Annotated in this window: 12 protein-coding genes; 3 read left to right on the top strand and 9 right to left on the bottom strand. The window is 71.8% G+C overall.

Going from position 1 to position 14233, the window contains the following annotated elements; translation table 11 throughout:
- Positions 1-96: 96 nt before the first annotated feature.
- The 6 genes from whiA to uvrA all read right to left on the bottom strand — a co-directional run bounded on the left by whiA (position 97) and on the right by uvrA (position 8872).
- Positions 97-1077, bottom strand: a complete 981-nt coding sequence (whiA, locus tag ACFVVL_RS20930) for a DNA-binding protein WhiA (RefSeq protein ID WP_209411690.1) — start codon at positions 1075-1077, stop codon at positions 97-99.
- Positions 1068-2141, bottom strand: coding sequence for a uridine diphosphate-N-acetylglucosamine-binding protein YvcK (gene yvcK, locus ACFVVL_RS20925; protein ID WP_387677536.1), 1074 nt, complete (start codon positions 2139-2141; stop codon positions 1068-1070). The genes whiA and yvcK overlap by 10 nt, the downstream gene beginning before the upstream one ends.
- A gap of 138 nt (positions 2142-2279) precedes the next feature.
- On the bottom strand, positions 2280-3110 hold the full coding sequence (rapZ, locus tag ACFVVL_RS20920) for an RNase adapter RapZ (RefSeq protein ID WP_350567636.1): 831 nt from the start codon (positions 3108-3110) through the stop codon (positions 2280-2282).
- A gap of 199 nt (positions 3111-3309) precedes the next feature.
- Positions 3310-5361 (bottom strand): excinuclease ABC subunit UvrC, encoded by a 2052-nt coding sequence (gene uvrC / locus ACFVVL_RS20915; protein ID WP_380288548.1) that lies wholly within the window; start codon positions 5359-5361, stop codon positions 3310-3312.
- Between the two features lie 51 nt (positions 5362-5412).
- Positions 5413-5841 carry a Rieske (2Fe-2S) protein gene (locus ACFVVL_RS20910; protein WP_380288550.1) on the bottom strand — a complete coding sequence of 143 codons (429 nt, stop codon included), beginning with the start codon at positions 5839-5841 and terminating at the stop codon, positions 5413-5415.
- Positions 5842-5956: 115 nt separating this feature from the next.
- Positions 5957-8872, bottom strand: a complete 2916-nt coding sequence (uvrA, locus tag ACFVVL_RS20905; protein WP_380288552.1) for an excinuclease ABC subunit UvrA — start codon at positions 8870-8872, stop codon at positions 5957-5959.
- A gap of 279 nt (positions 8873-9151) precedes the next feature.
- Between uvrA and ACFVVL_RS20900 the strand changes: the two genes are divergently transcribed.
- Together ACFVVL_RS20900 and ACFVVL_RS20895 are read left to right on the top strand one after the other, a co-directional pair.
- Positions 9152-9928, top strand: coding sequence for a maleylpyruvate isomerase family mycothiol-dependent enzyme (locus tag ACFVVL_RS20900; RefSeq protein ID WP_387677294.1), 777 nt, complete (start codon positions 9152-9154; stop codon positions 9926-9928).
- A 57-nt stretch (positions 9929-9985) separates the two neighbouring features.
- Positions 9986-10639 carry an MBL fold metallo-hydrolase gene (locus tag ACFVVL_RS20895; protein ID WP_380288556.1) on the top strand — a complete coding sequence of 218 codons (654 nt, stop codon included), beginning with the start codon at positions 9986-9988 and terminating at the stop codon, positions 10637-10639.
- A gap of 54 nt (positions 10640-10693) precedes the next feature.
- On the opposite strand, the gene ACFVVL_RS20890 is transcribed toward ACFVVL_RS20895, so the two are convergent.
- On the bottom strand, positions 10694-11752 hold the full coding sequence (locus ACFVVL_RS20890; protein ID WP_387677291.1) for an RNA-guided endonuclease InsQ/TnpB family protein: 1059 nt from the start codon (positions 11750-11752) through the stop codon (positions 10694-10696).
- Here ACFVVL_RS20890 and ACFVVL_RS20885 point away from each other — a divergent pair.
- Positions 11745-12104, top strand: a complete 360-nt coding sequence (locus ACFVVL_RS20885; protein WP_387677289.1) for a UTRA domain-containing protein — start codon at positions 11745-11747, stop codon at positions 12102-12104. The genes ACFVVL_RS20890 and ACFVVL_RS20885 overlap by 8 nt on opposite strands.
- An 89-nt stretch (positions 12105-12193) precedes the next feature.
- On the opposite strand, the gene ACFVVL_RS20880 is transcribed toward ACFVVL_RS20885, so the two are convergent.
- Both ACFVVL_RS20880 and ACFVVL_RS20875 read right to left on the bottom strand, forming a co-directional pair.
- Positions 12194-13186, bottom strand: a complete 993-nt coding sequence (locus ACFVVL_RS20880; RefSeq protein ID WP_380288565.1) for a TerC family protein — start codon at positions 13184-13186, stop codon at positions 12194-12196.
- A 227-nt stretch (positions 13187-13413) separates the two neighbouring features.
- Positions 13414-13995, bottom strand: coding sequence for a TerD family protein (locus ACFVVL_RS20875; RefSeq protein WP_380288567.1), 582 nt, complete (start codon positions 13993-13995; stop codon positions 13414-13416).
- Positions 13996-14233: the final 238 nt, after the last annotated feature.

The following is a 14233-nucleotide window of genomic DNA, read 5'->3' as shown; positions in this document are numbered from 1 at the left end:
GCGCGCGGCCCCGTCCCACCCCCCGGACACGGCTCCGCCGGTGCCCGCGCGAGCGGACACCGGCGGAGGGTTCGGCCCCGGGTGCGGCCGTCGGCGTCAGTTCAGCGCCATCTCGTCGGTGAGGTTGGCCTCGGTGCTCGGCAGGCCGAGTTCGGAGGCGCGCTTGTCGGCCATCGCCAGCAGCCGGCGGATCCGGCCGGCCACCGCGTCCTTGGTCAGCGGCGGGTCGGCGAGCGCGCCCAGCTCCTCCAGCGAGGCCTGCTTGTGCTGCATCCGCAGCTGGCCGGCGGCGGCCAGGTGCTCGGGCACCTCGTCGCCGAGGATCTCCAGCGCCCGCTGCACCCGGGCGCCGGCCGCCACCGCGGCCCGGGCCGAGCGGCGCAGGTTGGCGTCGTCGAAGTTGGCCAGCCGGTTGGCGGTGGCCCGCACCTCGCGGCGCATCCGGCGCTCCTCCCAGGCCAGCACCGACTCGTGCGCGCCGAGCCGGGTGAGCAGCGCGCCGATCGCGTCGCCGTCACGGATCACCACCCGGTCGACCCCGCGCACCTCGCGGGCCTTGGCCGGGATGCCGAGCCGGCGGGCCGCGCCGACCAGGGCGAGGGCGGCCTCCGAGCCGGGGCAGGTGATCTCCAGCGAGGACGAGCGGCCGGGCTCGGTGAGCGAGCCGTGCGCCAGGAAGGCCCCGCGCCAGGCCGCCTCGGCGTCACAGGTGGCGCCGGAGACCACGGCCGGGGGCAGACCGCGGATCGGGCGCCCGCGGCCGTCCACGAGGCCGGTCTGGCGCGCGAGCAGCTCGCCGTCCTTGACCACCCGGACCACGTAGCGGCTCCCGCGCCGCAGGCCGCCGGGGGCCATCACGACCAGGTCCGAGGAGTGTCCGAAGATCTCCAGCAGGTCCTTGCGCAGCCGCCGCGCGGCCGCTCCGGTGTCGAGCTCCGCCTCGATCACGATCCGGCCGCTCACGATGTGCAGCCCGCCCGCGAATCGCAGGATCGCCGACACCTCCGCCTTGCGGCAGCAGGCCCGGGTGACCGGGAGCCGGCTGATTTCGTCCTTCACCGCTGGAGTCATCGCCATGGCCCGATCCTTCCATGTGTCCGGAAAATCCGGTCGTACGCCGCCGCCAAGAGCTCCGGGTCGTGTCGCGGCGTGCCGTCGGTGCGGGCGACCCGGCCGAGCACCAGGGCTGCTCCCATCCGCTCGGCGGCCTTTTCCAGTCCGGCCAGGTCCGCCTGGCCGAAGGCGCCGCCGGTGACGGCGCGCTCGTCCACAAGGATCGCATCCACCTCCAGGTCCGGAGCGTGGTCGGCGATGACCTCCAGGTGACGCTGCGGGGTGAAGCCCTCGGTCTCGCCGGGCTGCGGGGCCAGGTTCAGGGTCAGCAGCCGGCGCGCGCGGGTCTCCACCAGCGCCTTCGCCAGCTCGGGCACCAGCAGGTGCGGCAGCACGCTGGTGAACCAGGAGCCGGGGCCGAGCACCACCCAGTCCGCCTCCCGGACGGCGGTGACCGCCTCCGGCACGGCGGGCGGCTCGGCCGGCAGCAGCCGCACGGACTGCACGGTGCCGGGGGTGACCGCGACGCTGGCCTGGCCGCGGACGGCGGCCAGCTCGGCGGGGCGGGCCGGGTCGTGGCCGCGGACCACGGCCTCGATGTCCAGCGGCACCGCCGACATCGGCAGCACCCGGCCCTGCACGTTGAGCAGCCGGCCGACCCAGTCCAGGGCGGCGACCGGGTCGCCGAGCTTCTCCCAGAGCGCGACGATCAGCAGGTTGCCGACGGCGTGGCCGCCCAGCTCGCCGGTGCCGGTGAAGCGCTGCTGGATCACCTCGGACCAGGTGCGGCCCCAGTCGTCGTCGCCGCAGAGCGCGGCGAGCGCCTTGCGCAGGTCCCCGGGGGGCAGCACCCCGAGCTCCTCGCGCAGCCGGCCGCTGGAGCCGCCGTCGTCGGCGACGGTGACCACGGCGGTGAGGTCGGTGGTGAGCCGGCGCAGCGCGGAGAGCGAGGCGGACAGGCCCTGGCCGCCGCCGAGCGCGGTGATCCTCGGCGCCTGGTTGGTCCGGGCCGTCTGACTGGTCCGGGGGGCCGGGTGGGGACGGGCCGGGCCGGTGCGGGCCGCCCCGGACCGGGGCCGGCCGGTCACGGTGGACCGGGCCGGGGCCCCGTTCCGGTCGGCGGTCTTGTTCTGGAACTGCCGCCCGGGCACGTATCCCGTCACACCTACCTCGCGTTCCTGTTGCCCGCCGCCGGCCTCCGCCGGCGGCCCGGCAGGGCGCGGCGGCTACTCCCGTCCCATGTCACGGTGGACGAGCACCGTTTCCACTCCGTCCGCGATGAGACGCTTCGTCAGGCGCTCGGACATCGCGACGCTGCGGTGCTTGCCACCGGTGCAGCCTACGGCAAGGGTCATGTAACGCTTCCCCTCGCGGCGGTAGCCCTCGGTGACGATGCGCAGCAGCTCGGCGTAGCCGTTGAGGAACTCGTTGGCCCCGGGCTGCTGGAACACGTAGTCGGCGACGTCCGCGTCGGTGCCGGTGCGGGCCCGGAGTTCGGGTACCCAGTGCGGGTTGGGCAGGAAGCGGCAGTCCACCACGAGGTCGGCGTCGACCGGCAGGCCGTACTTGAAGCCGAAGGACATCACGGTGGCGCGCAGCTCGGGCTCGTCGTGGTCGGCGAACTGGGCGTCGAGCTTGGCGCGCAGCTGGTGGACGTTGAGGTTGGAGGTGTCGATCACCAGGTCGGCCTCGCCGCGCAGCTCGCGCAGCAGGTCGCGCTCCTGGGCGATGCCGTCGACGATCCGGCCGTCGGCCTGGAGCGGGTGCGGGCGGCGCACGCTCTCGAAGCGGCGCACCAGCGCCTCGTCGGAGGAGTCCAGGAAGACGACGCGCAGCCGCACGCCGCGCTTCTCCAGCTCGTCCAGCGAGGTCAGCAGGTCGTCGAAGAACTGCCGGCCGCGGACGTCCACGACGGCGCCGATCCGGGCGACGTTGCCCTGGGAGCGGGCGCCGAGGTCGACCATGGTCGGGATGAGGGCCGGCGGCAGGTTGTCCACCACGAACCAGCCCAGGTCCTCCAGGCACTTGGCGGCGGTGGAGCGGCCGGCCCCGGACATGCCGGAGATGATCACCAGCTCCGGGGTGTTCTCGCCGCCGGCCTCGGGCCTGGCGGTGCCCCCGTAATCGGACACGGTCACTTCGGTTCCCCGCTCTCGGTGGTTCTGCTGTGGAGAACGCGCGTCGCGCGGGCATGCTTCCCCGGCCCACTCGGACGAGTGGCTCCGGGGCGCGCCGGCTGACGGGCGGCGTCGGCCGTCATGGCGTCTCCTGGATGGGTGCGGTCTCGGGCTCGGGCGCCGCGGGCGCCGGCTCGTCGGCGCCGTCCTCGATGATCTCGCCCGTGGCGGTGTTCACGGCGGGTGCGGCAGGTGTACGGGACGACAACGCCGCCGCAACGGTCTCCGCCGTCCGCCGGCCGATGCCGGGGACGGCGCAGAGTTCGTCGACGGTGGCCGCCCGGAGCTTCTTCAGCGAGCCGAAGTGCTTGAGCAGCGCCTGACGGCGAGTCTCGCCGAGGCCGGGGACGGAGTCCAGTTCTCCGGCGGTGAGTCGCTTGGAACGCTTGCCGCGCTGGTAGGTGATGGCGAAGCGGTGGGCCTCGTCGCGGACCCGCTGGAGCAGGTAGAGGCCCTCGCTGCTGCGCGGGAGCACGACCGGGTCGTCCTCGCCGGGCAGCCAGACCTCCTCCAGGCGCTTGGCCAGGCCGCACAGGGCGACGTCGTCGATGCCGAGTTCGTCCAGGGCCCGCCGGGCGGCGGCGACCTGGGGCTGCCCGCCGTCGACGACGAGCAGCTGCGGCGGGTAGGCGAAGCGCTTGGGGCGGCCGTCCTCGGTGCGCGGGCCGTCCTCGGGGTGCTGTCCGTCCTCCGGGCCCTCGGGCTGCTCGGGGACGGCCCACTCGCCGGTCTGCTCGCGCTCCTGGAGGTAGCGGCGGAAGCGGCGGCCGACCACCTCGTGCATCGAGCGGACGTCGTCCTGGCCCTCGAAGCCCTTGATCTGGAAGCGGCGGTACTCGCTCTTGCGGGCCAGGCCGTCCTCGAAGACCACCATGGAGGCGACCACGTCCTCGCCCTGGAGGTGGGAGATGTCGAAGCACTCGATGCGCAGCGGGACGCTGTCCAGGTCGAGCGCCTCGGCGATCTCCTGGAGGGCGCGGCTGCGGGTGGTGAGGTCGGAGGCGCGCTTGGTCTTGTGCAGCGCGAGCGCCTGCTGGGCGTTGCGCTGCACGGTGGCCATGAGGTCCTTCTTGTCGCCGCGCTGCGGGACGCGCAGGTCGACCTGGGCGCCGCGCAGGCCGCCCAGCCAGTCGCGGACCGGCTCGACGGGGTCGGGCAGGGCGGGGACGAGCACCTCACGGGGGACGGACTCGGTGCCGCCGCCGTAGAGCTGCTGGAGGGCGTGCTCGACCAGGCCGGCGGTGTCGACGTCCTCGACCTTGTCGGTGACCCAGCCGCGCTGGCCGCGGACCCGGCCGCCGCGGACGTGGAAGATCTGGACGGCGGCCTCCAGTTCGTCCTCGGCGACGGCGAGCAGGTCGGCGTCGGTGGCGTCGGCGAGGACGATGGCGTTCTTCTCCATGGCCCGCTTGAGCGCACCGATGTCGTCGCGCAGCCGGGCGGCCTTCTCGTACTCCAGGTCGGCGGCGGCCTCCTGCATCTCGGTCTCCAGCCGGCGCAGGTAGTTGCCGGTGCGCCCGGCCATGAAGTCGCAGAAGTCCTCGGCCAGGGCGCGGTGCTCCTCGGCCGAGACGCGGCCGACGCAGGGGGCGGCGCACTTGCCGATGTAGCCGAGCAGGCAGGGGCGGCCGACCTGCCGGGCGCGCTTGAAGACGCCGTTGGAGCAGGTGCGGACGGGGAAGACGCGCAGCAGCAGGTCGACGGTCTCGCGGATCGCCCAGGCGTGGCCGTAGGGGCCGAAGTAGCGCACGCCCTTCTTGTGCGCGCCGCGCATCACCTGGACCCTCGGGTACTCCTCGTCGAGAGTGACGGCGAGTTCCGGATAGCTCTTGTCGTCGCGGTACTTGACGTTGAACCGGGGGTCGAACTCCTTGATCCAGGAGTACTCCAGCTGGAGCGCCTCGACCTCGGTGGAGACGACGGTCCACTCCACCGAGGCGGCGGTGGTGACCATGGTGGCGGTGCGCGGGTGCAGCCCGGCGAGGTCCTGGAAGTAGGACGAGAGCCGGGGCCGCAGGCTCTTGGCCTTGCCGACGTAGATGACCCGCCCGTGGGCGTCGCGGAACTTGTAGACACCGGGCGAGAGCGGGATCGCGCCCGGCGCCGGGCGGTAGGTGGACGGGTCAGCCATGGGTCCACCGTACCGACTCGGGCCGGGGGCGCGTGCGGGAGATCAACTGCTTCAGCGCGGGGTCACCTTGAGGTTGCCGCCCTCGACCTCCACCGTGTACTCGGGCAGCGGGGTGGGGGCCGGGCCGTCCAGCACGGCGCCGTCGGTGATGCCGAACAGGCTGCCGTGGCAGGGGCATTGGATCTTCTGGTTCTTGACCTGGTCGACGATGCAGCCGGCGTGGGTGCACTTGGCGCTGAACGCCTTGTACTGGCCCTCGGCGGGCTGGGTGACGACGATCTTCTTCTCGCGGTAGACGGTGCCGCCGCCGACCGGGACGGCCGAGGCGGGGCCGACGTCGACCGGGGACTTGGCGCCGGAGTCGGAGGCGGACGAGGAGCAGCCGGTGACGGCGACGGTGCCCCCGGCGGCGAGGACGGCCGCGGCTCCGCAGAGCAGGGTGCGGCGGGTGGGGGCGGGGCTCTCGTGGGCCTCGGGCATGTGCTTCGCTCCTGGTCGCGCGGTGGCCTGCGGCTGCGGGCCGCCCGGCAGTCTATGCGGCCTGACAACGGCCGCCCCCGGTGCGTCCGGGGGCGGCCGTGGGTGTGTCTCCCGGCTACTTCTTCGCCGCGGCGGCCCGCTTGCGCGGAGCCCGGGCCTTGGCCGGGGCCTTGACCGGGGCGTCGGCGAACTCGCCCGGCAGGATGTCGCGCAGGAACTTGCCGGTGTGGCTCTCCGCGACGGCGGCGATCTCCTCGGGGGTGCCCTCGGCGACCACGCTGCCGCCGCCGGAGCCGCCCTCGGGGCCCATGTCGACGATCCAGTCGGCGGTCTTGATGACATCGAGGTTGTGCTCGATGACGATGACCGTGTTGCCCTTGTCCACCAGGCCGGTGAGGACCTTGATCAGCTTGCTGATGTCCTCGAAGTGCAGACCGGTGGTCGGCTCGTCCAGCACGTAGACGGTCCGGCCGGTGGAGCGCTTCTGCAGCTCGGAGGCGAGCTTGACGCGCTGGGCCTCCCCGCCGGAGAGGGTGGGCGCGGACTGGCCGAGCCGGACGTAGCCGAGGCCGACGTCGTTGAGCGTCCGCAGGTGGCGGGCGATCGCCGGGACGGCCTCGAAGAAGTCGAGCGCCTCCTCGATCGGCATGTCCAGCACCTCGGCGATGGACTTGCCCTTGTAGTGGACCTCCAGCGTCTCCCGGTTGTACCGGGCGCCGTGGCAGACCTCGCACGGCACGTAGACGTCCGGCAGGAAGTTCATCTCGATCTTGATGGTGCCGTCGCCGGAGCAGTTCTCGCAGCGGCCGCCCTTGACGTTGAAGGAGAACCGGCCGGGCAGGTAGCCGCGGACCTTGGCCTCCTGGGTCTCCGCGAAGAGCCGCCGGACGTGGTCGAACACGCCGGTGTAGGTGGCCGGGTTGGAGCGCGGGGTGCGGCCGATCGGCGACTGGTCGACGTGCACCACCTTGTCCACCAGGTCGGTGCCGGTGATCCGGGTATGCCGGCCGGGCACCGTGCGGGCGCCGTTCAGCTCCCGGGCGAGGTGGGTGTAGAGGATGTCGTTGACCAGGGTGGACTTGCCCGAGCCGGAGACACCGGTGATCGCGGTGAAGGTGCCGAGCGGGAAGCCGACCGTGACGTCCTTGAGGTTGTGCTCGCGGGCGCCGTGCACGGTGAGCTGGCGCTTCTTGTCCCGCGCGCGCCGGGTGTCCGGGATCGGGATGAAGCGCTTGCCGGCGAGGTACTGGCCGGTGAGCGACTCCTTGTTGGCGAGCAGCTGCTTCAGCGAGCCGGAGTGCACCACCTTGCCGCCGTGCTCACCGGCGCCGGGGCCGATGTCGACCACCCAGTCGGCCATCTTGATGGTGTCCTCGTCGTGCTCGACGACGATCAGCGTGTTGCCGATGTCGCGCAGCCGCACGAGGGTCTCGATCAGCCGGTGGTTGTCGCGCTGGTGCAGGCCGATGGACGGCTCGTCCAGCACGTAGAGCACGCCGACCAGGCCGGAGCCGATCTGGGTGGCGAGCCGGATGCGCTGGGCCTCGCCGCCGGAGAGCGTGCCGGCCGCGCGGTCCAGCGACAGGTAGTCCAGGCCGACGTCGACCAGGAAGCGCAGCCGCTCGTTGACCTCCTTGAGGACGCGCTCGGCGATCTGCTTGTCCCGGGCGTTGAGCTTCATCGCGCCGAGGAAGTCCGAGCAGTCGCTGATCGACATCGAGGAGACGTCGGCGATCGAGCGGCCCTCGACGGTGACCGCGAGCACCACCGGCTTGAGCCGGGTGCCGCGGCAGGTCGGGCAGGGCACCTCGCGCATGTAGCCCTCGAAGCGCTCGCGGCTGGAGTCGCTCTCGGCCTCCTGGTGGCGGCGCTGGATGAACGGCACCGCGCCCTCGAAGCCGGTGCTGTAGGAGCGGTCGCGCCCGTACCGGTTGCGGTAGCGGACCTGCACCTGGTGCTTGTGCCCGTACAGCAGCGCCTTCTTGGCGCGGGCCGGCAGCCCGGCCCAGGGGATGTCGGTGCGGAAGCCCAGCTCGCCGGCGAGGGCGTCGATCAGCCGCTGGAAGTACTCCTTGGTGTGGCCGCCGGACCACGGGTGGATGGCGCCCTCGTCCAGCGAGCGCTCCTCGTCGGGCACCACCAGCTCCGGGTCCACCTCCATCCGGTTGCCGAGGCCGGAGCAGTCCGGGCAGGCGCCGAACGGCGAGTTGAAGGAGAACGAGCGCGGCTCCAGCTCCTCGAACGACACGTCGTCGTAGGGGCAGTAGAGGTGCTCGGAGTACATCCGCTCGCGCTCGGGGTCGTCCTCGGGGAGGTCGACGAAGTCGAGCACGACCATGCCGCCGCTCAGCCGCAGGGCGGTCTCCACCGAGTCGGTGAGCCGGCGCTTGGCGCTCTCCTTGACGGTGAGGCGGTCGATCACCACCTCGACGGTGTGCTTCTCCTGCTTCTTCAGCTTGGGCGGCTCGGCGAGCTGGACCGTCTCGCCGTCCACCCGGGCCCGGGCGTAGCCCTTGGACTGGAGGTCGGCGAAGAGGTCGACGAACTCGCCCTTGCGCTCGCGGACCACCGGGCTGAGGACCTGGAAACGGGTGCCCTCGGCGAGTTCGAGCACCTTGTCGACGATGGCCTGCGGGGACTGCTTGGCGATCGGGCGGCCGCAGTGCGGACAGTGCGGCTTGCCGATCCGGGCGAACAGCAGACGGAGGTAGTCGTAGACCTCGGTGATGGTGCCGACGGTCGACCGCGGGTTGCGGTTGGTGGACTTCTGGTCGATCGAGACGGCCGGGGAGAGGCCCTCGATGAAGTCCACGTCGGGCTTGTCCATCTGGCCGAGGAACTGGCGGGCGTAGGACGACAGCGACTCGACGTAGCGGCGCTGGCCCTCGGCGAAGATCGTGTCGAAGGCGAGCGAGGACTTGCCGGAGCCGGAGAGGCCCGTGAAGACGATGAGGGAGTCGCGGGGCAGGTCGAGCGAGACGTTCTTGAGATTGTGCTCGCGAGCACCGCGGACGATGAGGCGGTCGGCCACTGCTTCTGGCGCCTTTCTCCGGGGCGAGAGGGCTGAAACGAAAGGTGTACTTCTTCCAGGATGCGGCAGCCAGCCTACTAGCTCACGCGTTCGATTAACGACCATGTCCAGCCGGGTCCACCCGAACGAGTGAGGACAGCTCGCGAAGCCTTGACGCGCGGTCCGCGAAAGCCCCTGCTCAGCACCGGGGAACGACGGTAGCGTCACCCGCAGCGCCACACCCTCAACGAGCGGGGCCCCGCGCGGGCAACGCGCCGCCATCCACGGAAGGCCGATCCGATGACCGACCCGCAGTCCGCCGCCGCCGCCTCCCCCGCCGCCGCGTCCGCCTCCGGCGCCGCCGCCGCCCGCGCCGCGCGTTACCTCGCGCTGGTCGAGGGGAGCACCCGGCACCTGCTGCACACCGTCGGCGAGCTCAAGCCCGACGCCGTCGCCGAGCCCTCCGCGCTGCCCGGCTGGACCCGCGGCCACGTCCTGGCCCACCTCGCCCGCAACGCCGACTCCCTGGTCAACCTGCTGGACGGCGCCCGCACCGGCACCGACATCCCGCAGTACCCGAGCGAGGAGGCCCGCGACCGGGGCATCGAGGAGGGCGCGCCCCGCCCGGCGGAGGCCCAGCTCGCCGACCTGCGCGCCACCGGCGGGCGCTTCGCCCGGGCCGCCGCGCTGCTGCCCGACGGGGCCTGGGCCACCGAGGTCCGCCACCGCAGCGGCCACCTCTTCCCGGCCTTCGACATCCCCTGGAAGCGGCTCATGGAGGTCGAGTACCACCACGTCGACCTGGACGCCGGCTACACCCCCGCGCACTGGCCGGCCGAGTTCGCCTCCGCCGAGTTCCGCCGCCTGTCCGGCAAACTGGCCGGCGCCGCCCTGCCCGCCGTCGAGCTGTTCGCCGAGGACACCGCCGAGCGCGCGGTGATCGGCACCGGCACCCCCGCGCTGACCGTCGAGGGCCCGGTCCGCGCCCTGCTCGCCTGGCTCTCCGGCCGCGCCGACGGCGACGGCCTGCGCCGCACCCCCGACACCGCCCTGCCCGCCCTGCCCCCACTGGGCTGAGCGGCCGCCAGGCGCGAAGATGACCTCGACCCTGTAGACCCGACAAGGAGCGGACGGATGACGTACCACGGAGCGGTCAAGGTCGGCGGACCGCCGGACGTGCGCGAGCTGGCGCATCTGATCATCACCAAGGTGGCGGTCGGCCCGTACGACAACAACGCCTACCTGCTGCGCTGCCGCGACACCGACGAGCAACTGCTGATCGACGCGGCCGCGGACGCGCCGGTGCTGCTGGAGACGGTCGGCGAGAACCTGGCCACCGTGGTCACCACGCACCGGCACCGCGACCACTGGAGCGCGCTGGCCGAGGTGGTCGCCGCCACCGGCGCGCGCACCGCGGCCGGCGAGCACGACGCCGAGGGCATCGAGGTGCCCACCGCGCTGCCGCTCGCGGACGGCGACACCCTCGCGGTGGGCCGCTGCGCGCTGACCGTCCGGCACCTGGTCGGCCACACGCCCGGGGCGATCGTGCTGGTCTACGACGACCCGCAGGGCCACCCGCACGTCTTCACCGGGGACTGCCTCTTCCCCGGCGGGGTCGGCAACACCTGGGGCGACAAGGAGGCCTTCGCGAGCCTCTTCCGGGACGTCAACGAGAAGATCTTCGACGCCCTACCGGACGAGGCCTGGGTCTACCCCGGCCACGGCAACGACACCACCCTCGGCGCCGAGCGCCCGCACCTGCCCGAGTGGCGCGAGCGCGGCTGGTGACTTCCGCTCCCCGCCCCTGAGCTTGTTGCTCAGGGGCGGGGATTCCTACCACGGTCATCCGACCGTCTCGGTGGGTTCCTGCTTCAATGCGCTGCGCCGGGAAGGCCCCGGTCTTACCTGCGCTCCACAGGCTGTCACCGCCAGTCCGGCGGCCTTGGCGACGTTGACCGCCGCGTTCACGTCCCGGTCGAGGACGGTCCCGCACGCCCTGCACATCCATTCGCGGACGTGCAGGGGTTTGGCGCCGTCCTTGACACCACAATGCGAGCAGACCTGCGAGGTCGGCTCGAAGCGGCCGATACGCAGAAAGGCGCGCCCGTACCGGGTGGCCTTGTATTCCAACATGGCGACGAACGCCGACCAGCCGGCATCGTGAATCGACTTGGCCATCCGGGTACGGGCCAACCCCTTGACCGCCAGGTCTTCCATGGCGATCGCTTGGTTCTCGCGGACCAGCCGAGTGGAGAGCTGGTGGTGGAACTCGCGCCGCTGGTCGGCCACCCGCGCGTGCGCGCGGGCCACCTTGGCACGGGCCTTCTCCCGGTTCTTGCTGCCCTTGGCCTTGCGGGACAGGGCTTGCTGTGCACGCTTGAGCTTCTTCTCGGCCCGGCGCAGCGCCTTCGGGCTGTCGATCTTCGTGCCATTGGAGAGGACGACAAAGTGGGTCAGGCCCAGGTCGATGCCGACCTGGCCTCTGGTTGCAGGCATCCGGGAAAGGTCGCGCACGGGGTCGGTCTCGATGACGAAACTGGCGAAGTACCGCCCTGAAGAATCCTTGACCACTGTGACCGTGGACGGCACTGACGGCAGGGTGCGAGACCACTTGACCCGCACGTCGCCAATCTTCGGCAACGACAGGTCACCACCGGACGTGATCCTCCACCGGGCGTTGGAGGTGAATCGCACGGCCTGCCGGTTGTCCTTGCGGGACTTGAAACGGGGAGCGCCCATGCGCGGGCGACGGCCCTTCAATCCGTCGAAGAAGTTCCGGTAGGCGGCGTCCAGATCCCGCAATGACTGTTGCAGCACCACAGCCGAGACCTCCCCGAGCCAGGCCCGTTCGGTGGTCTTCTTCGCCTCGGTGATCCAGCCCGGCGATCCGGTGATGCACACCAGCTACACCTACCTGGCCGACGGCGAGCCCGCCCAGCTCGCCGAGAGCTGGGAGCCCATGGCGATCACCGGCGGCAGCCTGATCGTCCTGCCGGAGGCCGGCCCGCACGCCGGTATCGGGGTCGCCGATCGCATGGCGCTCATCGGCATCGAAGTCGGCACTCCGGTCGAGCGGGTCACCGCCCGCCAGGCGACGCGGTCCGAGGCCCAGAACCTCGGCGTCGCGCCAGCCGTGCCCGTCCTGGCGATCGAGCGCACCTACTACGACCAGGCCACCGGCCGGCCGGTCGAGACCGCCGACATCGTGCTGCTCGGCTCACGCTGGATCGCCGAGTACGGTCAGCGCCCGTAACCCACTGGGCATCGGCGCCGGACGCGAAAGGGCGGGCCCGCGACCGCTGCTCGGTCGCGGGCCCGCCCGGTACGGGGGGAGGCCTCCCGTCAGGCGTCCAGCTTCTGCGGCTCGTCGCGCTCGTCCGGCTCGGCCAGGGCGGCCCGCTTGGAGGCCATCAGGCTGGTCACGGTGGTGACCCCGAGGACGACCACGATGAAGCCCAGGGAGAAGGGGATGCCGATCTCCGGCACGTGCACGCCCTGCTCGTGCAGCGCGTGCAGCACCAGCTTCACGCCGATGAAGCCGAGGATCACCGACAGGCCGTACGAGAGGTGGACCAGCTTCTTCAGCAGGCCGCCGATCAGGAAGTACAGCTGGCGCAGGCCCATCAGGGCGAAGGCGTTGGCGGTGAAGACGATGTACGGGTCCTGGGTCAGGCCGAAGATCGCCGGGATCGAGTCCAGCGCGAACAGGACGTCGGTGGTGCCGATCGCCAGCATGACGATCAGCATCGGCGTCATCAGCCGGCGGCCGTTCTCCCGGATGAAGAGCTTGGTGCCGTGGTACTTGTCGGTCGACGGGAAGCGCTTCTCGATCGACTTGAGGAGGCGGTTCTCCTCGAACTCCTCGTCCTCCTCGTCGGCCCGCGCCTCCTTGATCAGCTTCCACGCCGTCCAGATCAGGAAGCCGCCGAAGATGAAGAAGACCCAGGAGAACTGGGCGACCAGCGCGGCGCCGCCGGCGATGAAGACCGCGCGCAGCACCAGGGCGATGATCACACCGAACATCAGCACGCGCTGCTGGTAGATCCTGGGCACCGCGAACTTGCCCATGATCAGGATGAAGACGAAGAGGTTGTCGACGCTGAGCGACTTCTCGGTGATGTAGCCGGCGAAGAACTCACCGGCGGGCGTCGCGCCGGAGTGCCACCAGAGGAAACCGCCGAAGATCGCCGCCAGCACGATCCAGACGGTCGTCCAGATGCCGGCTTCCTTGATCGACACCTCGTGCGGCTTGCGGCCGCCGATGAAGAAATCGGCGGTGATCAGGGCCAGCAGCACCACAATGGTGCCGACCCAGAGGCTTACGGAAACGTCCACTACTGCTCCTCCGGCAGGTAGGCGAGACAGTCATCGTCACTGCCGGAGGTCTCTTCCGCCCGTCGGGCGCGCGACGGCGCACCCGCGGACCAGCGCCCCGGGGCACCGCGACGGGCGCCCGTGATGACGGGGACGGCTGCGTGGGAATACTCCCCTCCGCTGCAAGAAGGGTAACAGCATCCCCAAAGAAAGGTAAAGAAGGTAAAGACCCGTCAGGTCCCCGCCGGTCAGAGGTAGGGCTCGATGGCCGGCAGCAGGTCCTGGAACGTCCGCCCCTTGGCCGGGGCGCCGATCGCCTGCATCTCCCAGCCGCCGTTGCCGTCGCGGAACACCTTCGCCATGATCTGGCCGGTGTGCGGGCCGCCGCCGGTCAGCTCGTAGCGGGCCAGTTCCAGCCCGGTCGACTCGTCCACCAGCCGGCAGTGCGCGTTCTGCACCTCCGCGAAGGTCTGCCCGGTGTAGGAGCTGACCGTGAACACCACCTGGGTGATCTGCGGCGGCACGTGCGCCAGGTCCACCAGGATCGACTCGTCGTCCTCCCCCGCCCCCGCGCCGCCGACCAGGTTGTCCCCGGTGTGCCGGACGGAGCCGTCGGCGCTCTCCAGGTGCTGGAAGAACACCACGTCGGAGGGGGTCCGCTCGGCGTACAGCAGCGCCGAGGCGTCCAGGTCGATCTGCCTGGTCCGGCTGCCGAACAGGCCCCGCCGGGGCGCCGCCTTCCAGCCCAGGCCCATCCGGACCACGGTGAGCGTCTCCCCCGGCCCCTTCTGCAGACTGACCCGCTGGCCCTTGGCAAGGTTCACCGACACGGCGCATGTCCTCTCTGCCCGGCCGCGCGGGAACGCCGCGCCGGCTCCACGGTGGAACACCCCGTTGCCGTCCCCCGGCTGAGGCCCCCTCTTCCGGCCACCCTGTCCCCGGGCGGCCACCGCAGGCCAGCCTAGGGCCTGCGGTCGAACGCGCTGCCCGCCCTGTACCCGTTTGTGGCAGGGCTGAGACACCGCCGGGCTTGACCGGGGACGGAACCGGCCACGCCCGGCGGAGGGT

Source organism: Kitasatospora sp. NPDC058115, assembly GCF_042884635.1.
Taxonomy (GTDB): domain Bacteria; phylum Actinomycetota; class Actinomycetes; order Streptomycetales; family Streptomycetaceae; genus Kitasatospora.
The sequence above is the reverse complement of the archived record's forward strand: the minus strand, read 5'-3'. Positions and strand labels throughout refer to the sequence as shown.

What these genes read in the sequence shown, in the direction of transcription:
- rapZ (WP_350567636.1), bottom strand. Translation starts at nt 3,110, where the DNA reads ATGTCCGGGGCCGGCCGCTCCACCGCCGCCAAGTGCCTGGAGGACCTG.
- ACFVVL_RS20885 (WP_387677289.1), top strand. Translation starts at nt 11,745, where the DNA reads ATGCACACCAGCTACACCTACCTGGCCGACGGCGAGCCCGCCCAGCTC.
- ACFVVL_RS20910 (WP_380288550.1), bottom strand. Translation starts at nt 5,841, where the DNA reads ATGCCCGAGGCCCACGAGAGCCCCGCCCCCACCCGCCGCACCCTGCTC.
- ACFVVL_RS20900 (WP_387677294.1), top strand. Translation starts at nt 9,152, where the DNA reads ATGACCGACCCGCAGTCCGCCGCCGCCGCCTCCCCCGCCGCCGCGTCC.
- ACFVVL_RS20895 (WP_380288556.1), top strand. Translation starts at nt 9,986, where the DNA reads ATGACGTACCACGGAGCGGTCAAGGTCGGCGGACCGCCGGACGTGCGC.
- whiA (WP_209411690.1), bottom strand. Translation starts at nt 1,077, where the DNA reads ATGGCGATGACTCCAGCGGTGAAGGACGAAATCAGCCGGCTCCCGGTC.
- uvrC (WP_380288548.1), bottom strand. Translation starts at nt 5,361, where the DNA reads ATGGCTGACCCGTCCACCTACCGCCCGGCGCCGGGCGCGATCCCGCTC.